21 protein-coding genes and 2 pseudogenes are annotated in these 20,062 nt (G+C 72.7%); 12 read left to right on the forward strand and 11 right to left on the reverse strand.

Annotated features, from left to right (window positions below; translation table 11 throughout):
- The 3 genes from AC0B9F_RS00005 to thpD form a co-directional block, all read left to right on the forward strand.
- Nucleotides 1–450: aminotransferase class III-fold pyridoxal phosphate-dependent enzyme (locus AC0B9F_RS00005; protein ID WP_471997860.1), on the forward strand; the 450-nt coding region annotated here is incomplete at its 5' end.
- Between the two features lie 56 nt (nt 451–506).
- Nucleotides 507–911: an ectoine synthase gene (locus AC0B9F_RS00010; RefSeq protein ID WP_361636407.1), complete on the forward strand. Its 405-nt coding sequence runs from the start codon at nt 507–509 to the stop codon at nt 909–911.
- 5 nt (nt 912–916) lie between these two features.
- Nucleotides 917–1,822, forward strand: a complete 906-nt coding sequence (thpD, locus tag AC0B9F_RS00015) for an ectoine hydroxylase (protein ID WP_471997861.1) — start codon at nt 917–919, stop codon at nt 1,820–1,822.
- Between the two features lie 91 nt (nt 1,823–1,913).
- Here the strand turns inward: thpD and AC0B9F_RS00020 are convergent, their stop codons facing one another.
- The 3 genes from AC0B9F_RS00020 to AC0B9F_RS00030 form a co-directional block, all read right to left on the reverse strand.
- A complete protein-coding gene (locus AC0B9F_RS00020) occupies nt 1,914–2,975 on the reverse strand; it encodes an aminotransferase class V-fold PLP-dependent enzyme (RefSeq protein ID WP_471997863.1) in 1,062 nt (353 codons plus the stop codon).
- A gap of 104 nt (nt 2,976–3,079) precedes the next feature.
- Nucleotides 3,080–3,796 carry a DsbA family oxidoreductase gene (locus AC0B9F_RS00025; protein WP_471998964.1) on the reverse strand — a complete coding sequence of 239 codons (717 nt, stop codon included), beginning with the start codon at nt 3,794–3,796 and terminating at the stop codon, nt 3,080–3,082.
- Between the two features lie 87 nt (nt 3,797–3,883).
- Nucleotides 3,884–4,465, reverse strand: coding sequence for a TetR/AcrR family transcriptional regulator (locus AC0B9F_RS00030; protein WP_471998965.1), 582 nt, complete (start codon nt 4,463–4,465; stop codon nt 3,884–3,886).
- Between the two features lie 108 nt (nt 4,466–4,573).
- Here AC0B9F_RS00030 and AC0B9F_RS00035 point away from each other — a divergent pair, with 108 nt between their 5' ends.
- Nucleotides 4,574–5,476 (forward strand): DMT family transporter, encoded by a 903-nt coding sequence (locus tag AC0B9F_RS00035; protein ID WP_471997864.1) that lies wholly within the window; start codon nt 4,574–4,576, stop codon nt 5,474–5,476.
- On the opposite strand, the pseudogene AC0B9F_RS00040 reads toward AC0B9F_RS00035, so the two are convergent.
- A pseudogene (locus tag AC0B9F_RS00040) lies at nt 5,477–5,646 on the reverse strand (AraC family transcriptional regulator); the annotation flags it as partial.
- 157 nt (nt 5,647–5,803) lie between these two features.
- Nucleotides 5,804–7,333, reverse strand: coding sequence for an aldehyde dehydrogenase (NADP(+)) (locus AC0B9F_RS00045; RefSeq protein WP_471997865.1), 1,530 nt, complete (start codon nt 7,331–7,333; stop codon nt 5,804–5,806).
- A gap of 114 nt (nt 7,334–7,447) precedes the next feature.
- Between AC0B9F_RS00045 and AC0B9F_RS00050 the strand changes: the two genes are divergently transcribed.
- The 6 genes from AC0B9F_RS00050 to AC0B9F_RS00075 all read left to right on the forward strand — a co-directional run bounded on the left by AC0B9F_RS00050 (nt 7,448) and on the right by AC0B9F_RS00075 (nt 13,537).
- Nucleotides 7,448–8,221: an IclR family transcriptional regulator gene (locus tag AC0B9F_RS00050; protein ID WP_471997866.1), complete on the forward strand. Its 774-nt coding sequence runs from the start codon at nt 7,448–7,450 to the stop codon at nt 8,219–8,221.
- A gap of 42 nt (nt 8,222–8,263) precedes the next feature.
- Nucleotides 8,264–8,734: a GNAT family N-acetyltransferase gene (locus AC0B9F_RS00055; protein ID WP_471997867.1), complete on the forward strand. Its 471-nt coding sequence runs from the start codon at nt 8,264–8,266 to the stop codon at nt 8,732–8,734.
- A 130-nt stretch (nt 8,735–8,864) separates the two neighbouring features.
- The gene (locus AC0B9F_RS00060; protein WP_471997868.1) at nt 8,865–10,052 is read left to right on the forward strand and encodes a hypothetical protein; all 1,188 of its coding nucleotides are present in this window, start codon (nt 8,865–8,867) and stop codon (nt 10,050–10,052) included.
- Nucleotides 10,049–11,308 carry a sensor histidine kinase gene (locus AC0B9F_RS00065; RefSeq protein ID WP_471997869.1) on the forward strand — a complete coding sequence of 420 codons (1,260 nt, stop codon included), beginning with the start codon at nt 10,049–10,051 and terminating at the stop codon, nt 11,306–11,308. The genes AC0B9F_RS00060 and AC0B9F_RS00065 overlap by 4 nt, the downstream gene beginning before the upstream one ends.
- A gap of 63 nt (nt 11,309–11,371) precedes the next feature.
- Entirely contained in the window at nt 11,372–12,031 is a 660-nt protein-coding gene (locus AC0B9F_RS00070) for a response regulator transcription factor (RefSeq protein WP_471997870.1), read from the forward strand.
- Between the two features lie 54 nt (nt 12,032–12,085).
- The gene (locus tag AC0B9F_RS00075; RefSeq protein WP_471997872.1) at nt 12,086–13,537 is read left to right on the forward strand and encodes a peptidoglycan D,D-transpeptidase FtsI family protein; all 1,452 of its coding nucleotides are present in this window, start codon (nt 12,086–12,088) and stop codon (nt 13,535–13,537) included.
- Nucleotides 13,538–13,685: 148 nt separating this feature from the next.
- On the opposite strand, the gene AC0B9F_RS00080 is transcribed toward AC0B9F_RS00075, so the two are convergent.
- Entirely contained in the window at nt 13,686–14,483 is a 798-nt protein-coding gene (locus AC0B9F_RS00080) for an HAD family acid phosphatase (RefSeq protein WP_471997873.1), read from the reverse strand.
- Between the two features lie 122 nt (nt 14,484–14,605).
- Nucleotides 14,606–14,722: pseudogene (locus AC0B9F_RS00085) on the reverse strand (pectinesterase family protein); the annotation flags it as partial.
- 88 nt (nt 14,723–14,810) lie between these two features.
- Here AC0B9F_RS00085 and AC0B9F_RS00090 point away from each other — a divergent pair.
- Nucleotides 14,811–15,338, forward strand: a complete 528-nt coding sequence (locus AC0B9F_RS00090) for a DUF6584 family protein (protein WP_471997874.1) — start codon at nt 14,811–14,813, stop codon at nt 15,336–15,338.
- A 132-nt stretch (nt 15,339–15,470) separates the two neighbouring features.
- On the opposite strand, the gene AC0B9F_RS00095 is transcribed toward AC0B9F_RS00090, so the two are convergent.
- The 4 genes from AC0B9F_RS00095 to AC0B9F_RS00110 all read right to left on the reverse strand — a co-directional run bounded on the left by AC0B9F_RS00095 (nt 15,471) and on the right by AC0B9F_RS00110 (nt 18,912).
- Nucleotides 15,471–15,719, reverse strand: a complete 249-nt coding sequence (locus tag AC0B9F_RS00095; RefSeq protein WP_471997876.1) for a hypothetical protein — start codon at nt 15,717–15,719, stop codon at nt 15,471–15,473.
- Nucleotides 15,720–15,925: 206 nt separating this feature from the next.
- Nucleotides 15,926–16,522: a TIGR03086 family metal-binding protein gene (locus AC0B9F_RS00100; protein ID WP_471997877.1), complete on the reverse strand. Its 597-nt coding sequence runs from the start codon at nt 16,520–16,522 to the stop codon at nt 15,926–15,928.
- Between the two features lie 294 nt (nt 16,523–16,816).
- The gene (locus AC0B9F_RS00105; protein WP_471997879.1) at nt 16,817–17,974 is read right to left on the reverse strand and encodes a hypothetical protein; all 1,158 of its coding nucleotides are present in this window, start codon (nt 17,972–17,974) and stop codon (nt 16,817–16,819) included.
- Nucleotides 17,971–18,912 (reverse strand): 5-dehydro-4-deoxyglucarate dehydratase, encoded by a 942-nt coding sequence (locus AC0B9F_RS00110; RefSeq protein WP_471997880.1) that lies wholly within the window; start codon nt 18,910–18,912, stop codon nt 17,971–17,973. The genes AC0B9F_RS00105 and AC0B9F_RS00110 overlap by 4 nt, the downstream gene beginning before the upstream one ends.
- A gap of 302 nt (nt 18,913–19,214) precedes the next feature.
- On the opposite strand from AC0B9F_RS00110, the gene AC0B9F_RS00115 reads away from it, so the two are divergent.
- Nucleotides 19,215–20,024 carry an NAD-dependent epimerase/dehydratase family protein gene (locus tag AC0B9F_RS00115; RefSeq protein WP_471997881.1) on the forward strand — a complete coding sequence of 270 codons (810 nt, stop codon included), beginning with the start codon at nt 19,215–19,217 and terminating at the stop codon, nt 20,022–20,024.
- Nucleotides 20,025–20,062: the final 38 nt, after the last annotated feature.

Raw genomic sequence — 20,062 nt, forward strand, 5'->3', positions numbered from 1 at the left:
GGATACGGCCTGCCGATGTCGCTGTGCCTGTTCAAGCCCGAGCTGGACGTGTGGGAGCCGGGCGAGCACAACGGCACCTTCCGCGGCAACAACCCGGCGTTCGTCACCGCCACCGCCGCGCTGGAGACGTACTGGGCCGACGGCGCCGCCATGGAGAAGCAGACCCGCACCCGCGGTGAGCAGGTCGAGCAGTGGATGATCTCCATCACCGAGGAGAACCTCGCCGACGTCAAGGAGTACCGCGGCCGCGGCCTGGTGTGGGGCATGGAGTTCCACGACAAGGCCCGCGCCGGACGCATCGCGCACCGCGCCTTCGAGCTGGGGCTGCTGGTGGAGACCTCCGGTCCCGAGTCCGAGGTCGTCAAGCTGCTGCCGGCCCTGACCATCACCCCGGAGGAGCTGGACGAGGGTCTGAAGACCCTGGCCCGCGCCGTCCGCGAGACCGCCTGAGACACCCCTCACCCGCCCGCACCCGTACACCCCTATCTAGGAGGCATCGCACCACCGTGATCGTCCGTTCGTTCAAGGAGATCGAAGGCACCGACCGCCATGTGAAGGCCGCGTCCGGCACCTGGGAGAGCAAACGCATCGTCCTCGCCAAGGAGCGCGTCGGCTTCTCGCTGCACGAGACGATCCTCTACGCCGGGACCGAGACGTCGATGTGGTACGCCAACCACATCGAGGCCGTGGTCTGCACCCGGGGCGAGGCCGAGCTCACCGACCACGAGACGGGGAAGACCCACACGATCACCCCCGGCACCATGTACCTCCTGGACGGCCACGAGCGGCACACGCTCAAGGTCAAGGAGGACTTCCACTGCATCTGCGTGTTCAACCCGCCCGTCACCGGCCGGGAGGACCACGACGAGAACGGCGTCTACCCGCTGCTCACCGAACCCGAGGAGGTGTGAACCGCATGACGGCCACCACGACCAGGAGCACCGTCACGGACCTGTACCCCACCCGCGGCGCCACCGAGGTGACGGTGCCCCGGCAGGACCCGGTCGTCTGGGGAGCCCCGGACGCCCCGGGCCCCTTCCAGCCGGCCGACCTCGGCGCCTTCGAGCGCGACGGCTTCATCGCCGTCGACCAGATCATCACGCCCGGCGAGGTCGCCGAGTACAAGCGTGAGCTGGACCGGCTGGTCACCGACCCGGCGATCCGCGAGGACGAGCGGTCCATCGTGGAGCCGCAGTCCAAGGAGATCCGCTCGGTCTTCGAGGTGCACCGCATCAGCGAGGTGTTCGCGAAGCTCGTGCGTGACGAGCGGGTCGTCGGCCGCGCCCGGCAGATCCTCGGCTCGGACGTGTACGTCCACCAGTCCCGGATCAACGTCAAGCCGGGCTTCGGCGCCAGCGGTTTCTACTGGCACTCCGACTTCGAGACCTGGCACGCGGAGGACGGTCTGCCGCGGATGCGGACGGTGTCCGTGTCGATCGCGCTGACCGAGAACTTCGACACCAACGGCGGTCTGATGATCATGCCGGGGTCGCACAAGACGTTCCTCGGCTGTGCGGGCGAGACGCCGAAGGACAACTACAAGAAGTCGCTGCAGATGCAGGACGCGGGCACCCCGTCCGACGGGGCGCTCACGTCGCTCGCGGGCGAGTACGGCATCCGGCTGTTCACCGGCAAGCCGGGCTCGGCGACCTGGTTCGACTGCAACGCCATGCACGGCTCCGGCGACAACATCACGCCGTACCCGCGCAGCAACGTCTTCATCGTGTTCAACAGTGTGGAGAACACGGCCGTGGAGCCGTTCGCGGCGCCGATCCGGCGGCCGGAGTTCATCGGGGCGCGGGACTTCACTCCCGTCCGGTGAGCTGACCGGACACCGACCACCGGGCCGGGACCTCCTCGTGTGGGACGGGGGGTCCCGGCCCGGTCGTGTGCGCCGGGCCGGGCAGGTGCGCTCAGCCGGACAGCACGTCGAGCAGCCGGTCCACGTCGGCCGTCGTGGTGTACAGGTGGAACGCGGCGCGCAGGTTGCCCGCCCGGTTCGAGACCTCGATGCCCGCGTCGCTCAACTCGCCCTGGCGGCCGCCCAGTCCGGGCACCGACACGATCGCGGAGCCGGGTGCCGGGACCGGCTCGTGGCCGAGGGAGCCGAGCCCCTTGCGGAACCGCTCGGCGAGCGCCACGTCGTGTGCGTGGACGGCGTCCACGCCGATCTCCTCGATCAGTTCGAGGGAGGTGCGCAGTCCGGCGTAGGAGAACAGGGCGGGGCTGACGTCGAAACGCCTCACCGCGTGGGCGAGTTCGGTGACGGGGCCGTAGCAGCTGTCCCAGGGCTGCTCGCCGGAGGACCAGCCGGCGAGCAGCGGCGTGAGCCCGCCGAAGTCCCGCGTGGCGTCCGGGGCGACGAAGAACGCGGCGCCGTGCGGGCCGAGGAGCCATTTGAAACCGACGGCGGCGAGGAAGTCGTAGTCACCCGGGTCGACGGGCAGCCAGCCGGCCGACTGGGAGGCGTCGACGTAGACGCGGGCCCCGTGCGCGCGGGCCGCCTCCCGCACCGCGGGCAGATCGGCGAGGCGGCCGTCGGCGGACTGGGCGGCGCTGACCGCGATGAGCGCGGTGCCGGGCCGGACGGACGCGGCGAGCTCCTCCAGCGGTACGGCGCGCACGGTGAGGTCGGCGCGCATGTGGAAGGGGTTCACCAGGGAGGAGAAGTCGGCCTCGGCGGTGAGGACTTCGGCTCCGGCGGGCAGCGAGGCGGCGATCAGCGCGCCGTACTCGGCGACCGAGCCGCCCATCGCCACGCGTTCGGCGGGGACGCCGGTCAGCCGGGCGAAGGAGGCGCGGACGGCCTCCACGTCCTCGTACAGGGAACCGAGCGGCCTGCCCTCGGCGCGCAGCCGCACCGCCCGGTGCAGGGCGGTCACGGTGCGGGCCGGGAGCAGGCCGTTGCTCGCGGTGTTCAGATAGGTGTTCTCCGGGGCGAACTCGGCGCGGACGAGGCTCTCGAAGGTCTCCATGGGACCACTGTGCGGCCCCGTGAAGTCGCCGTCCATCGCGTATTTTCGCGCGGTACCGTCAAGGCATCCTTATAGGTACGCGCTGACCTGCCGTTTTCTCCGCGTCAGCCGTGCTGCGGCACCGCGCAACCGTCCGGACCGCACGCCTCGGCGCCGCCGCCGTCCAGGAGGGTGAGCGGGGAGCGTTCGCCCCATGCCTGGGTGAGCGCCTGGGTGAAGACCTCGGCACTCTGGGCGCCGGAGACGCCGTAGGTGCGGTCGAGCACGAAGAACGGCACCCCGCGCGCGCCGAGCCGGGCGGCCTCGCGCTCGTCCTCGCGGACGGCGTCGGCGTAGGCCTCGGGGTCGGCGAGGACCGCGCGGGCGGCGTCGGCGTCGAGGCCGGCGGTGACGGCCAGGTCCACGAGCCGCTCGTCGTCGTTGAAGACGGACCGCTCCTCGGCGAAGTTGGCCTTGTACAGCGCGTCCAGCAGTTCGTCCTGCTTGCCCTGCTCCTCGGCGAAGTGCAGCAGGCGGTGCATGTCGAAGGTGCTGCCGTGGTCGCGGCCGTGGGTGCGGTAGTCCAGGCCCATGGCGGCGGCCTGGGCGCCGAGGTTGTCCTCGCCGGCCTGCGCCTGCGCCTCGCTCATGCCGTACTTCTTGGTCAGCATGGTGAGCACGGGCTGGACGTCGTCCTTGGCCCGGCCGGGGTCCAGTTCGAAGGAGCGGTGCACGATCTCCACCTGGTCGCGGTGCGGGAAGGCCGCGAGCGCCTGCTCGAAGCGGGCCTTGCCGACGTAGCACCAGGGGCAGGCGAGGTCGCTCCAGATCTCGACGCGCAGGGTCACGGCTCACTCACTCCAGGGGTCGCGTGGGGGGGGGAACGGGATGCACCGCCCTCTGATATGTGAACGTTCAAGGAGAGGGGTTCATTCCCCGGCGGGTCTCGCGCCCCGGTCCTGTGCGCGGGCCAGGAGAGCCTGTCCCTGTTCGCGCGCGTGCTCGATGGGGTCCGCGAAGGTGTTCAGGCCGTGGGCGACGAGCGCCCCTTCGTGCAGCAGCATGAGCGTGCGGCCCAGTTCACCGGCCCGGTCCGGGGCGATGCCGGCGGCGAGGCCGGTGAACAGGTCGAGCATCCACCGCTTCTGCTCGGTGATGATCGCGTGGGCAGGATGCGACGGGTCGCTGATCTCGGCGTGCGCGTTGACCATGCTGCAGCCTTTGGGGCTGTTCAGCACCGCCCACGCGCGTGAGGCGTCGAAGACGGCCAGGACGCGGGCCACCGGCAGGGCTGCGGCGTCCAGGTACGGGGCGAGGAAGGCCCGCCAGCGTTCATCACGGTCCGCGAGGTACTCCACGACGATCTGCTCCTTGGAGCCGAACCGGTCGTAGAGGGTCTTCTTCGTCACGCCGGCCTCGGCGGCGATCAGGTCCACCCCGACGGCATGGATGCCGCGCTCGTAGAAGAGTCTCGCGGCGGCTTCCAGGACGCGTCGCGCGGCAGGCGTCATCGTGATCCGTCGCGGCCCTTCAGTGGTACTCACACCTCGAGAGTATACCGATCTGTATAGTACGCTGACGGATGGCGGGTATACCGATCTGTTTAGTGGAGGTGGGGCGTGAACATCCTTCTCTCGACCGCCTTCGTGCTCTGCTGGAGCTCCGGGTTCATCGGCGCGAAGCTCGGCGCCGGCAGCGCGGCCGCCGTCACGATCCTGATGTGGCGCTTCCTGCCGGCGACCATCGCCCTGTTAGCCGTCGCCGGCGTCCGCAGAGCCGCGTGGCAAGGGCTCGGCAGGCGGGATGTGGCCCGGCAGGTCGTGATCGGCGTCCTCTCGCAGAGCGGCTATCTGCTCACCGTCTACTACGCGATCCAACTCGGGGTCTCCAGCGGCACCACGGCCCTGATCGACGGCGTTCAGCCCCTTGTCGCCGGAGCGCTCGCCGGACCGTTGCTGCGTCAGTACGTCTCACGTGTGCAGTGGCTCGGCCTGTGCCTGGGAGTGGGCGGCGTCGCCGTCGTCACCCTGGCCGACGCCTCGGTCGGCGCCGGAGTCGCCTGGTGGGCGTATCTCATCCCCTTCCTCGGCATGTTCTCGCTCGTGGGCGCCACGTTCATCGAGGGCCGTTCCCGCGTGCGGGTCGCCCCCGTGGTGTCGTTGACCGTCCACTGCGCCACCAGCGGCGTCGTCTTCACGGCACTCGCCGTGAGCCTCGGGGCCGCGGAACCGCCCGTCGAGCCGTCGTTCTGGGCAGCGATCACCTGGCTCGTGACCTTGCCGACCTTCGGCGGATACGGGCTGTACTGGCTCATCCTGAAGCGCTCCGGAACCACCCGGGTCAACACGCTCATGTTCCTCATGGCTCCGGTCACGGCGGTCTGGGGAGCCCTCATGTTCGGCGAACCGTTCGGCGCGCAGACGGCTCTCGGCCTGGCGATCGGCCTCGCGGCGGTCGTCATCGTCCATCTCGGCGACACCTCGTCCGCCGGGGCGCGGCTCAGCCGGGCCGCCGGCGAATGATCAGGCCACAGCCTCCAGGCGGTGGAACGGGCCCCGGTACGCGCCCGGGGTCGGGCCGGTGCGGCGGACCAGGTGGGGGCGCGCAGGGAGTCCGCCGTGCCCAGGCCGCAGGCGCGGGCCACCTGGTCCATCGGGGGTGCGGCGGTCTCCAGCAGTTCACCGGCCGGCTCCCATGCGCTGGAGCCTGGTTGCCGCGGCAGCACTCTTCGCGGTGACGGCTGTGTTGAGCACACGGCTCGGGCAACGCCGCCGAGGGGCGCGGGAACTGCGCGACCCGCCGCGGCGAACCCGCGGCCGGAGGAGTCCCGCGCCCCTGCGGTGAAACCGCTACCGCTCCAGCCGCCCGTCGAACCGGCGCGGCAGTCCCAGCGGGTTGTCGTCCCGCAGCTCCGGCGGCAGCAGCGCCTCGGGCGCGCCCTGGTACGCCACCGCCCGCAGCCACCGCTCGATCGCGGTGCCGCCCACCGACGTGGACGTGGACGTCGTCGCCGGGTACGGCCCCCCGTGGTGCTGCGCGGGCGCCACCGCGACGCCCGTCGGCCAGCCGTTGACCAGCACGCGGCCCGCCAGCGGCGTCAGCTCCTGGAGGAGCTCCGCCCCGCGGCCCTCCCCGGCGGCCTCCTCCGACGACAGCTGAACGGTCGCGGTGAGGTTGCCCGGCAGCCGGGACAGCACGCCCTTGACCTCGGCCTCGTCCTCGTAGCGGGCCACGACGGTGACCGGGCCGAAGCACTCCTCCAGGAGCAGGTCGTACGCCCCCTCCTCGGCCAGCCTGCTCGCCGGCACCGTGAAGAAACCGGCGCTGACCGTGTGCTCGCCGCCCGCGCCCGGCGTCACCGGCGTCTCGACGTCGGGGAGCTGGGCGCGCTCGGTCACCCCGGCGAGGAAGTTGTCCCGCATCCGGTGGTCGAGCAGGACGCCGGCGTCGGTGTCGCTGACGGCGTCGGTGAGGGACTTGACCAGTCCGTCGCCGGCCGCGCCGGAGGGTACGAGGACCAGGCCGGGCTTGACGCAGAACTGGCCGACGCCGAGGGTCATCGATCCGGCGAGCCCGGTGCCGATGGCCTCCGGGCGCTCGGCGGCCGCGGCCTCGGTCACCACGACCGGGTTGAGGGAGCCGAGTTCACCGTGGAACGGGATGGGCACCGGGCGGGCGGCGGCCGCGTCGAACAGTGCCCGGCCGCCGCGCACCGAACCGGTGAAGCCCGCGGCGGCGACCAGCGGATGCTTGACCAGCTCGACGCCCGCCTCGAAGCCGTGGACGAGACCCAGGACGCCTCCCGGGATGCCGTGCTCCGCGGCGGCGTCCCGCAGGACCTTCGCGACCAGCTCGGACAGCCCCGGATGATCGGGGTGGGACTTGACGACGACCGGGCAGCCCGCGGCGAGCGCGCTCGCGGTGTCGCCGCCGGGCACGGAGAAGGCGAAGGGGAAGTTGGACGCGGAGTAGACCGCGACCACCCCGAGCGGGATCTTGTAGCGGCGCAGGTCCGGGACCGGCGGGGTGGCGGTGTCGTCGGGGTGGTCGATGACCACGTCGAGGAAGGCGCCCTCGTCGACGATGTCCGCGAAGGCGCGCAACTGGTAGCAGGTGCGGGCGAGTTCACCGGTGAGCCGGACCGGGCCGAGCGCGGTCTCGGCGTCGGCGACCTCGATGAGGTGGTCCTTCGCGGCGTGCAGCCGGTCGGCGGCGGTGCGCAGGAAGGCGGCGCGGACGGTGCGGTCGGCGAGCGAGTCGCGGGCGGCGTGCGCGGCGCGGACGGCGGCGTCCACCTCCTGGGCTGTGGCTTCCACCGCAACCTGTTCCCGCTGCTTCCCGGTTCGGGGGTCGACACTCCAGACTGGTGCTGCTGCCACCGTGGGTCCCTCCCAGTATGTCTCCGCCCACCAGGGCGTTCGATATACTGAACACTGTCTTCGATGATGAACAGTTCGGAGACTATTTCCCGTCGAACGAAGGGGTCAAGGGCGATGTCGGCAGGCGAGACGGGCGGCGGGGCGCAGGTCAAATCGGCGGTACGGACGGTGGAGCTGCTGGAGTACTTCGCGGCACGCCCCGGCATGCACTCCCTCGCATCGGTGCAGGAGGCCGTCGGATATCCCAAGTCCAGCCTCTACATGCTGCTGCGCACCCTCGTGGACCTGGGCTGGGTGGAGACCGACGCCACCGGCACGCGGTACGGCATCGGGGTGCGGGCGCTGCTGGTCGGCACCTCCTACATCGACGGCGACGAGGTGGTCGCGGCGGCCCGGCCGACGCTGGACCGGCTCTCCGACGACACCACCGAGACCATCCATCTGGCCCGGCTGGACGGCACCAACGTCGTCTACCTCGCCACCCGGCAGTCGCAGCACTACCTGCGCCCCTTCACCCGGGTCGGCCGCCGGCTGCCCGCCCACTCCACCTCCCTGGGCAAGGCGATCCTCGCCACGTACAGCGACGAGCAGGTCCGCAAGATGCTCCCGGAGACGCTGCCGGCGCTGACCGAGAACACCATCACGGACCGCGAGAAGCTCATCGAGGAGCTGCACCAGGTGCGTGAGCAGGGCTTCGCCGTGGACCGCGAGGAGAACACCCTGGGGCTGCGCTGCTTCGGCGTGCCGATCCCCTACCGCACCCCCGCGCGGGACGCCATCAGCTGCTCGGTGCCGGTCGCGCGCCTCACGCCCGCCCACGAACAGCTCGTCAAGGACGCCCTGTTCGACGCCCGCGACCGGCTGACGCTGGCCACCCGCCGGCTCTGAGACCTCGGCAATCCCGCGGGGCGGCCCGTAGGCTCTGGCGGCATGAACGTCGTCATCCGCGAGGTCCACGACAGTGATCTGCCGGTGTTCTTCCGGCACATGAACGACCCGGAGGCGCTGCGCATGGCCGCCTTCACGCCGAAGGACCCGGCCGACCGGGACGCCTTCGACGCACGCTGGCGGAGGATGAGGGCGTCCTCCGTCGTGCTGCGTACGATCCTCGCCGACGGTGACGTGGTCGGCTCGGCGGCGGTGTACGGGGAGCCGGGTGAGCGCGAGGTGACGTACTGGGTGGACCGGGCCTACTGGGGGCGCGGGGTGGCCACGGCCGCGCTGCGGGCCCTGATCGGCGAGGTGCCCGAACGCCCGCTGTACGCGCGGGCGGCCGCCGACAACGTCGGCTCGCTGCGGGTGCTCGGCAGGTGCGGCTTTCTGGAGACGGCCCGGGCCACGGGGTTCGCGCAGGCGCGCGGCGAGGAGATCGAGGAGGTCGTGCTCCGGCTGCCGGGCTGACGAGTCCGGCAGCCGGTCCGCTGTGCCGGGCGGCCCTGTCCGCCGGGCTGACCCTCTCTCCCCCGCGCGGCGGAGGCGGATCGTCACCGCGCAGGAGGCGAGGCCGCACGGGAGGCGGGAGCGTGGGGGCATGACCCGGTCACTCACCCCTGCACCGGCCGACCGGCCGCGCCGCCTGCTGCGGGCCGTCGCCATCGCCGCCTGCGTGCCGTATCTCGCCCTCAAGGCCGTCTGGATCAGCGGGAGCCGCCTCGGGATCCCGGACGGCAGCCCGCTGCTGGAGCACCCCACCACCATGGCCGTGGCCAACGGGGTCACCGTTCTCATGGACGGCGCGGTGATCGTGCTCGTGCTGCTGCTGACCCGGCCGTGGGGGCGGCGGGTGCCGGCCTGGCTGCTCGTCCTCCCCGCCTGGGTGGCCACCGGGCTGCTCGCGCCGATCATGGCCGGATACCCGCTCCAGCTGCTGGTCACGGCGCTGGGCGGGCGCGCACACGCGGCCGGTGGCGGTGAACCCTTCCTGGACGCCTGGGTGTTCGCCGTGGTGTACACCGGCTTCATCGCGCAGGGCCTGTGCCTGGGCGCGTTGTTCGTGCGGTACGCCGGCGAGCGATGGGGCGGTCTGTGGCGCGGCCGCATCGGGCTGCGGCCGTCCGGAGCTGCGGGGTCCGCCCGGCGGACGGCCGCCGGTGCGGCAGCCGTCCTCGCGCTGCCCGTCATGGCCCCGCATCTGGTCTGGCTGTGCGGCGGCACGGCCGGGCTCAGCGCGGGCCGCGTCACCGGCCGGGACAGCGGCTTCTACGTCATGGAGGCCCTGTACGTCGTCTTCCTCGCGTCGGCCGTCGCCGGTGGCCTGCTGCCGGCGTTCCGCCGGAGCCACCGGCTGCCCGCCGCGCTGCCGTTGGCGCCGGCCTGGCTCGGCTCCGGCGCGACGGCCTGCTGGGGCGGCTGGCTGGCGGTGGCCTCGCTGACCGGCGTGGGAAAGGCCGCCGACCGGCCCACGCCCCTGATGAACCTCACCTACGCTGGCCACATGATCGTCGGGCTTCTGGTCGCCGCCGCCGGCGCGTCCTTCCTCGCGGAGCGGTCGGCGCGGCTCGGCGGACGGCCCGCGCCGGGCGCCGGGCCTGCGGCGGCGCCCGCCGGAGGGGCGGGTGCGGGCGCGGGGCGGGCGACGCCGGGCATCGTGCGCGCGGCCTCCGGCACCGGCCGGGTGCGCTCGGCCCCGGGCCGGCCGGCGGGGGGCCAGGAGCGGCCGGCCGCCACGGCGGGCGCGTCGGACACCGGAGCGACGGCGACCGGGGGGCCGGGCGCGTGAGATCCGGGGCCCGGCTGCTGTTCGGGAGGCGGGCGCGCCGCCGTTGGGTCCATCTGATCCTCGGCGGTGCGCTCGCCATGCCGTACGTCCTCGTCGGCGAGGTGATCATCGGTCCCGCCCTGGGCTCCCGGTACGTCTTCGGTGATCTGCCGCTGCAACTGCTCTCGTTCGCCGTGGGGTTGCCGCTGGCCGCGCTCACGGCCGCCGTGTTCCCGATGACCCGGCCGCTGGAGGCGGGTGCGGCGCGCGCCCTGTGCGGCATCGACGCCGACGCCCTGTCCCCCACGCCGGCCCGGGGCCGTGCCGCGCGCGGCCGGTCGGCGACCTGGTTCACGCTGCATCTCGGGCTCGGCGGGGTCCTGTCCGGGATGTCGCTGGCCGTGCCGCCGTTCGCGGTCGTCCTGATGACGCTGCCACTGTTCGCGGGGCTGCGCGGCGACGGGCTGGGGCTGCCCGGCGTCCTCGTCCACGGCTGGGGCCTGGTGCTGGCCCCCGTCTGCGGGCTCGCCATGCTGCTGGCGCTCGCCGGGTGCGCGGCCGTCTGCGGTGCGCTGCTCGCCCGGTGCGCGCCCGCGCTGCTCGGGCCGGCCCCGGAGGACCGGCTGGCGGCCGCCGAGGCGCGCGCCGCCGACCTCGCCGTGCGCAACCGGCTCGCCCGCGAGCTGCACGACTCCGTCGGGCACGCCCTCAGCGCGGTCACCCTGCAGGCGAGCGCGGCGCGCCGGGTGCTGGACAGCGACCCGGACTTCGTCCGCGAGGCGCTCTTTGCGATCGAGGACACCACCCGGCGTACCGTCGGTGAACTCGACGCCGTCCTCGGCGTGCTGCGCGCCGGGGACGCGCCCGGTACGGCGCCCGCGCCCACCCTCGCCGCCGATCTCGAGGCCCTGCTGCGCCGCACCCGCGCGGGCGGACTGCGGGTACGCGCCGAGGTCGGCGTCGACCCCGCCGGGCTGCCCGCCCTGGTGTCCCGGGAGGCGTACCGGATCGTGCAGGAAGGGCTGAGCAACGCCCTGAGGCACGGCGACGCGGGGACCGCGGTGGACGTGCGGATCGCGGCCGCCGGGGCCCATCTGGAGATCACCTTGACCAACCCCCTCGGCGCCTCGCGCACCCCGGCCGTCCGGCCCGGCGGCGGCCACGGTCTGCGCGGCATCGCCGACCGGGCCCGGCTGCTGGGCGGCGCCGCCGAGGCCGGCCCGGCCGGGGAGGCATGGCGGCTGCACGTCCACCTGCCGATGCGGGAAGCCGCATGACCCGGCCGAGCGGCCGCACGACCCCGCCGAGAGGAACCGCATGACCGCGACGAAGGGTCCCGTATGAGCGTCAAGCCGATCCGGATCGTCCTCGCCGACGACGAGCGCATGGTCCGCACCGCGCTGCACGCCATCCTGTCCGCGGAGCCGGACCTGGAGGTGGTCGGGGAGGCGGCGACCGGAGCCGAGGCCGTCGCCGTCGTGCGCGACCGGCGGCCCGACGTGGTGCTGATGGACGTGCGCATGCCGCAGATCGACGGCATCCGCGCCACCGAGCAGATCCTCGCCACGCTCGCCGACCCGCCCCGCATCGTCGTCGTCACCACCTTCGAGAACGACTCCTACGTGTACGACGCTCTGCGCGCCGGCGCCGCCGGGTTCCTGCTGAAGCGGGTGGACGCCGACACGCTGGTGCAGGCGGTACGGCTGGTCGCGCACAGCGACACCCTGCTGTTTCCCGCGGCCGTGCGCACCCTGGCGGCCGCCCACGCGGGAGCCCGGGCCGCTCCCCCCGCCTGGGTGGCGCGGCTCACGGACCGCGAGCGCGAGGTGCTGCGCCTGATGGCGGCCGGGCTGACCAACGCGGAGATCGCCGGGCGCATGGGCGTCGGCCCGGCGACGGTGAAGACCCATGTCGCGTCGGTGCTGGCCAAGACCGGCACCCGGGACCGCACCCAGGCTGTGATCGCCGCGTACGCGGCGGGCTTCCTGAGCGGACGATGAGAAATCCGGGCGCGAGGGAACGATCGACGCCCTCCTGCTCGTCTTCTGATCGGGATGAACAAGACGATCAGGCGCGCATCGGTCTTCGCGCTGCTCCTGGTGCTCGCCCTGCTGGTGCGGGCGACCTGGGTGCAGTTCTACGACGGCAAGGCGCTCGCGGACGACAAGGACAACCGGCGCAACGCGATCCAGACCTACGCGGAGCCGCTCGGCAACATCATCGTGGCCGGGCGCTCCGTGACCGGCTCGACCCGGACGTCGGGCGGTGACCTGGAGTACAAGCGCACGTACACGGACGGGAGGCTGTACGCGGCGGTGACGGGCTACGCCTCGCAGGCGTACGCCCCGACGCAGCTCGAGGGCATCTACTCGGACCTGCTCAACGGCACGGACCCGCGGCTGCGGACGGTGATGGACACGGTCACCGGCAAGCGGGCCGATCCGGGCGACGTGCTGACGACCATCGACCCGGACGTGCAGAAGGCGGCGTACAAGGCCCTCGGCGGCAAGAAGGGCGGGGCGGTCGCCATCGACCCGAAGACGGGCCGGCTCCTCGCCGTCGTCTCCACGCCGTCGTACGACCCGTCCGCGCTCACCGACGCCAACACCGCGGGCACGGCGTGGAAGGAGCTGAACGCCGATCCGGACAAGCCGCTGAACAACCGGGGGCTGCGCCAGCCGCTGCCGCCGGGCTCCACGTTCAAGCTGGTGGTGGCCGCGGCCGCGCTGGAGGACGGGCTGTACTCGTCGGTGGACCAGCGGACGGTGAGCCCGGACCCGTACCGGCTGCCGTTGACCTCGCAGGACCTGAGCAACGAGAACCCGTCGGCGCCCTGCGAAAACGCCTCCATCCGGGTCGCCCTGCAGTACTCCTGCAACAACGTCTTCGCGAAGATGGCGGTGGATCTGGGGCAGGACAAGGTGCGGGCCATGGCCGAGAAGTTCGGCTTCAACGACGAGCAGCAGGACGTGCCGGTGCGGGCGTACCCGAGCGTGTACCCCAAGGACATGGACAAGGCGCAGACCGGCCTGAGCGGCATCGGCCAGTTCGACGTGACGGCGACCCCGCTGCAGATGGCGATGGTGTCGGCGGCGATCGCGAACGGCGGCAAGCTGGTGGCGCCGCACATGGTGTCCCAGGTCACCGACAGCGGCGGCGATGTGCTGCAGAACTACGACAACGACGCGCAGAGCAAGGAGATCGTCAGCTCCCGCACCGCCGAGCAGCTCCAGTCGGCCATGCAGACGGTCGTCGAGGAGGGCACGGGCACCAACGCCCGGATCTCCGGCGCGACGGTCGGCGGCAAGACGGGTACGGCGCAGCACGGCGAGAACAACAGCAAGACGCCGTACGCCTGGTTCACCTCCTACGCCAAGGCCGGCGACAAGGAGGTCGCGGTGGCGGTCATGGTCGAGCAGTCCGACGCGGCGCGCTCCGAGGTCAGCGGCAACGGGCTGGCCGCGCCGGTGGCCAAGGCCATGATGAAGGCGGCGCTGAATAAGTAGCGGGGCGTGGGGACTTGGGGGCAGCCGCTCGGGGGCTGCCCCCTCACCTCGTGGCCCCCTCGCCCGACGGCGTGGTTCATAGCGCCCGAGAGCGCCCCCGCCGGTGACGACCGGCTGGGGCGCTCCTCCCTGCTGACGTGCGCCGCGCCTAGCCCACGTAGTACGTCGGGTTCGGCAGCTTGTACGTCCGGTCGGCGTAGCCGCCCTCGAGGTCGGAGTACTGGTCGCCGAAGTTGGCGATGATCTCGTAGCCGAGGTCGTCCTCGATGTGCCGGCGCGTGCCCGCCTTGTACTGCACGGTGGTGCAGTTCCAGGTGCCGGGCGTGGCGCAACCGCTCAGGTACGCCGGCGGGTTCGCCTTGTCCTTGAGGAACATGTGGCCGGCGTCCAGGTTCACGTCTGCGCCGGCCTTCTTCAGGTTGTCGACGGCGGCGGTGCGCTGGGCGTCGGTCAGGCCGGAGTTGTAGAAGACCGCGACGCCCTGGGACGCGGCGTAGCGGACCAGCTCGGGGCTGCCGAAGACGGCCGGGCGGTCGGCCTTGTCCACGTACGCGTTCCAGGTGGCGCCGTTGTACGTGTAGTTGGTCTTCTTCTCGTAGTCGAGGCTGAGCAGCAGCGTGTCGTCGATGTCGAAGACGACGGCCGGCTTCTCGCCCTTCTTCAGCGCCTTGCGGGCGGCCTTGTCGATGTACTTCCGGGCGGCCGCGTCGATCTGCGCGAGGTCCTTGGCGTACGGGCTGGTGGGCGAGGCCTGGTAGACGCCGCCCGCGTCGAGCGTCGTGCCGTAGTAGGTGTCGATGTCCTTGGCCAGGACGCCGATGTTGTACGGCTCGTGCGTGGAGTTGGCGGTCGACTGGTCGGCGGTGGCCGCGCCGGCGCCGTACAGGGCGGCACCGGCGACGGCACAGGCGGCCGCGGCGGCCGCGAAACGCAGTGGCTTATGCATGACAGGTTTCTACGCGCGTCACCCCCTCGGGCGCGAGGCCCGTGGCCCGATCGATACCTCTTTCCCAGGCAAAGATCCGGTCAAGTCACGTGTCTCACGCCCTCCCTGACCCGGTGACGCCTTTACACCGACGGTCTCCAGTCGCCGAGGCAGGTCTGCCGGGTGTGCTGCCGGGCCGCCTCCGCGTCGGGCTCCGGCCGGTTCTCCGGCACGGAGACGACGGCGCCGGGCCCCGTGGAAGTCGACCTCACCCTCGGGGTACCTGCACCGCGCGGGGGCCACGTAATCAGGTCGACGCAGGTCAGCGCGATACTCGATCATGCGTTCATGCCCCTGAGCGAGACCCTTGCCCGAGCCGAGGCAGACCTGGCCGCCGGCCGGATCCCTGTCGCACGCCAGCGTCTGCGCGGTCTCGTGTCGTCCTTCCCGCACGACCTGACGCTCCGCCGGCGTCTGGCCGAGGTGTACCGGCTCTACGGCGACGCCGCCGAGGCCGGACGCTGGATGTACCTCGAAGAGGACCGGGACGCCGACGAGACCGCCGCCTTCGAGGCGCGATACGGGTCTCCCGGGTGGCGGATGAAGGCCCTCGCCTGGCACGGTCCCGAGACGAGGGCCGCCACCGCCTTCGCGGAGCGGCAGCTGGTAGCGGTGCGGGCCGCCTGCGCCGAGGCATTGGGGCATCCCGTCGACTGGGACCACCCCGCCTCCTACCGGGACGACCTGGAAGGGGAGTACGCGGCGCCCTCCGAGCCGCGGACGGTCGGCGGTGTACTGGCGGGCGCCGGCTGCCTGATGGCGGCCCTGGCGTTCCTCGCGATCTGGGTGACCGGGCTCGTCACCCTCTTCGACTGACTCACGTCACCGAGGCCGGTGAGGAGCCCCGAGAACGCCCGACGCAGGGGCGAGTGGTCTCCAGGCTGCTGACGGTCTCGCATACGGACGAGAGATCACTGGTGCCGTCGGGCACGATCGTACGGACGGCGACTACACGGGACCGGTGGTGAGGACGAGAACGGCTGCAGCAGCCAGGAACAGACTCAGCCCTATGACCAGCCAGCCGGAGATCGCGAGCGAACGCAGTCGGGCAGGGGAGGCAGCCATGGCCGGCTCGCCCCCTGTCATCTTCTTGCGCCGCAGCCTGAAGATCATCGACGCGCTCCAGAGGCCGGCCAGAGCAGTGATCAGATATTCGACGCCCTGATTCGCCTGGTGCGCGACAGCAAGGAAGATCACGGCCTACTCCTTGAAATGATCATGACTGGTTCGCGCGATCTACTCACAGTGGACGCGGACCCGTCAAGACCAGGAGCGATCGGCGGCGGAGCCGGCCGAACCGTTCACGGGCTCAGGCTCGGGCTCGGGCTCGGGCTCGGGCAGCGAACACGAGCCTGACGACCCGGCACTACGCCCGCCCGGTGGCCGGCCGTGACACCGTTGCGTCACCCCTCCGGTCGCGTCCACTGCGGGTCGCGGCCGCTCAGGGCGACCGCGCTGTCCAGGAGTGGGGCGTCCTCGGGGACCGGGATCACCGGGCCGAAGACGCCGTTGCCGTTGTCGGCGGCGGATGCCTGGAGGAAGGTGTGCGCCGCCTGGACCGCGACCGGGTCGGGATCGTACGGCTGGCCGGTGGCGCGGGCCAGGTCCCAGGCGTGGATGACCAGTTCGTCGATGGCGACGGCCGCCGTGACCGCGGCGGGCAGGTCGATGCCGCCCGCGCGGGTCATGCCGGTCCGGGCGGCCGGATCGCGCCAGGCGTCGGCGAGTTCGTCGAGGGCCTTGGGCAGTGCCGCTCGCCAGTCGGGGGCGATGTCCGGCACATGCGCGCCCGGCGGGGTGTCCGTGGTCGGCCCGAGATCCTTGCGCGCGGCGTCCCGGAAGGCGACGGCGAGGCCGGCGAGGTGGCCGAGCAGGTTGCGGACCGCGTAGTCCGGGCAGGGCGTGGGATCCGCGAGCTGCTCGTCGCGCACGCCCTCCGCGAGGCGGGCCACGATCCGGGCCTGCGGTCCGAAGTCGAAGGTCGGCGTGTCGTCACTCATGCGGTGCTCCCGGAGCGGATCGAGGGCCACGCGGGTCGTGGGCCACTCGGAAGGTGGACCGGGGCGAGCCGCGGAACTCATCGGTGCCGGGGCGGCGGATGACGGTACGGAGCACGGCACCTTCCCGACCCGTCCCGGGGCCTCAGCCGCACGATGCCGCCTCGCCGCCCGCGTCCCCCGCGGACCGCTGTTCATCGGTGCTTCCTGCAGGGCACCGTCACCGCGCCGGACGCCGCAGCCCGCACGGTGGGCCCCGCGCGGGGCCGCCGGGGCCGCGCGTCCGGCGTGGACCGGTCAGCCCCCGCTCAACGCCTCCCGCACCGCCGCCAGGTCGGCGTCCGACGCGAGGCCCGCGTGGTACAGCCGGAGCTCGGTCGCGCCCAGCTCACGCGCGCGTGCCGTGTCCGCCGCCAGCGTGTCCGGGCTGCCGCCCATGCCGGTGACCACGGTGAGGTTGGCGGCGAGTACGCCCCGGCGCTGTTCGGCGAACGGGGCCAGGAGGTCCGGGCCGCCGGTGCAGGGGACGACCACGCCGTCCGCGACGGAGAGGATGTGCGCCGGGTCGACGCCCGCGTTGGCGCCGCAGTGGTACGACACCGGGTCGGCGTGCAGCAGCACCTGGAAGCCCTGCGGCGCGGCGGCGCGGACGGCGGCGACGGCCTCCTCCTGGAGGGTGCGGGCGGTCTCGACGCGGTACGCGCGCGTGGCGGCCGCCGTGGACTCGCCGAGCAGCTTCTCGACACCGGCCCACCCGGGCTCGCCCGGCTCCTCGCGCCACACCGGCTCCAGCGCGGTGCGCACCGCCTCGGCCAGCTCACCGGCGCCCAGCCCGTGACGGCCGTAGCCCTCCCGGCAGGCGGGGCAGAAGCACAGGGACATCAGGTACTGCCCGGCCTCGTTCAGCCCGACGCCGCCCGTCTTGTCGTGGGCGTGCAGATGGGCGAGCCCGTACCAGCCGAGGGACTCCAGCTCGGTGCCGTGCGCCCCGGGGCGTACCGCGGCCTCGGCGGCGAGCGTGACGAGGTACGCGCGGGTGGCGGGCTGCGCGATGCACGGGGCCCATGGGTAGCGGTCGCCGTAGGCGTTGACGACCGAGGTGTGCGGATGGCGGGCGCCCAGGCGGGAGTTGTGGGCGAGGACCACCCAGCTGTGCACCTCCAGGCCCGCGTCGGCGAGCGCCGCGGCGGCCTCGCCGTAGGCGTCGCCGGGCGCCCAGTCGCCGGCCGGGCAGGGACGCAGGACACGGTCCTGCCAGACCTCGCCGGGCGGGTAGAGCACGGCGGCGTACTCGGCGGTGACGACGCGGTGCCGCGGGTGGCGGGGCGTCAACGCGCGCGTGGAGTGGTAGGCGGCGGCCAGGGTCACCTGTTCCACGCCGAGGGCGGCGATCCGGGCCGCCGCCCGCGGGTCCCCGGTCACGTCCCAGGGGTAGACGAACGCCGACGCCTTCACTCGTCCTCCTCCAGCAGGGCCTGTCCGCGCTCGATGAGCCGCGCGAGCTGCTTGACATGCTCCTCGGCCGGCTCGTGCAGCGGCGGCCGCACCTGGCCCACGTCCAGCCCGCGCAGCCGTACGCCCGCCTTGACCAGGGAGACGGCGTAGCCGCGGCCCCGGGCGCGCAGCTCGACGAAGGGGCGGTAGAAGCCGTCCAGCAGCCGGTCGGCACGCGCCTGGTCGCCGTCCTGGAGCGCCCGGTAGAAAGCGAGGGCGATCGCGGGGGCGAAGCAGAACACGGCGGAGGAGTACAGCGGGACACCGACGGCCCGGTAGGCGCTCTGGGTCAGCTCGGCGGTGGGCAGGCCGTTGAAGTACAGGAAGCCGCCCGGCGCGTCGGTGCGCACGGCGCTGATGGTGCGCTGCATCAGGCCGAGGTCGCCGAGGCCGTCCTTGAGACCGATGACGCCTTCGGTGCGGGCGAGTTCGACGACGGTGTCCGGGGTGAACACGGCGTTGTCGCGCTGGTAGACGATCACCGGCAGGGCGCTCGCGGCGGCGATCTCGCGGTAGTGCCGCAGCAGCCCCTCCTGCCCGGCGACGACGAGGTAGGGCGGCATGGCGAGCAGCCCGTCGGCCCCGGCGTCCTCGGCGAGCCGGGCGTAGTGGACGGCGAGTGCGGTGCCGTACCCGGTGCCGGCGAGAACGGGGACGCGCCCGCCGGCGGCGTCGACGGCCGTGCGCACGCACGCCGCGAACTCCTCGGGCGTCAGCGCGTGGAACTCCCCGGTGCCGCAGCAGGCGAACACGGCGGCGGCCCCGTCCTCGACGCCCCGGCGCACATGGGTGCGGTAGGTGCCGAGGTCGACGGAGCCGTCGGGGCCGTAGGCGGTGACGGGGAAGAACAACGGCCCGCCGGGGACGCCGAGTCGAGCGGCGAGCGGGACTGACGTCACAGGCACTCCCTGGAGGCGCGGCACTCATGATTCCGGCCGGGCTCATGATTCTGACCGGACTCATGAGTCCGACCGGCCCACGATCCTGACCAGCGTCCATATGCATGAACATCATCAGCCTAGGGAGCCCCTTCGGCGACGGTCAAGCACGGGGGCCGGGCCGAACGCGCCGGTCACAACGTGAGGCCATACGGACTCCACCGCTCCGCGCGCCCCTTGACGACGCGGCGCACCGATCTTTAGCGTGTCCACGCATGTGAATGCCAGCCCCCCATGCGGCCGTTGACGCAAGGAGTCCGAGGATGCCCGCTCCCCGCACCGTTCTGCTCACCGGCGCCGCCGGCGGACTCGGCACCCTGATGCGGGACCTGCTCCCCGCCCACGGCTACGCGCTGCGCCTGCTCGACGTCCGCCCGGTCGAGGGCGCACCCGAGGCGATCACCGCCGACCTCGCCGACGCGGACGCCCTGCGGGAGGCCGTCCGGGGCGTCGACGCGATCATCCACCTCGCGGGCATCTCCCTGGAAGCCCCCTTCGCCCAGATCCTCTCGGCGAACATCGAGGGCACCTACCACCTGTACGAGGCCGCCCGCCAGGAGGGCGTGCGGCGCATCGTCTTCGCCTCCTCCAACCACGCCGTCGGCTACACCCCGCGGCCGCGGGGCGACGACCCGGTGATCCCCGTCGACACCCCGCGCCGCCCCGACACCTTCTACGGCCTGTCCAAGTGCTTCGGCGAGGACCTCGCCCAGCTGTACTGGGACAAGCACGGCCTGGAGACCGTCTCGGTGCGCATCGGCTCCTGCTTCCCGGAGCCGACCAGCGTGCGCATGCTGTCGCTGTGGATGAGCCCGGCCGACGGCGCCCGCCTCTTCCACGCCGCCCTGACCGCGGAGCACGTCGGCCACACCGTGGTGTACGGCTCGTCCGCCAACACCCGCCTGTGGTGGGACCTGACCTCCGCCCGCGCGCTCGGCTACGCACCGCAGGACGACTCCGAGCCGTACGCCGCGAAGCTGATCGCCGAGCAGGGCGAACTGGATCCGGACGACGAGGCCCACGCGTACCTGGGCGGCCACTTCGTCACCGACCCGCCGATCTGGCCGTACTGATCCGGCGGAAAATGTCCGTCCCCGGCGCGGGCGGGCAC

This window comes from Streptomyces sp. NPDC097129 (assembly GCF_055668065.1).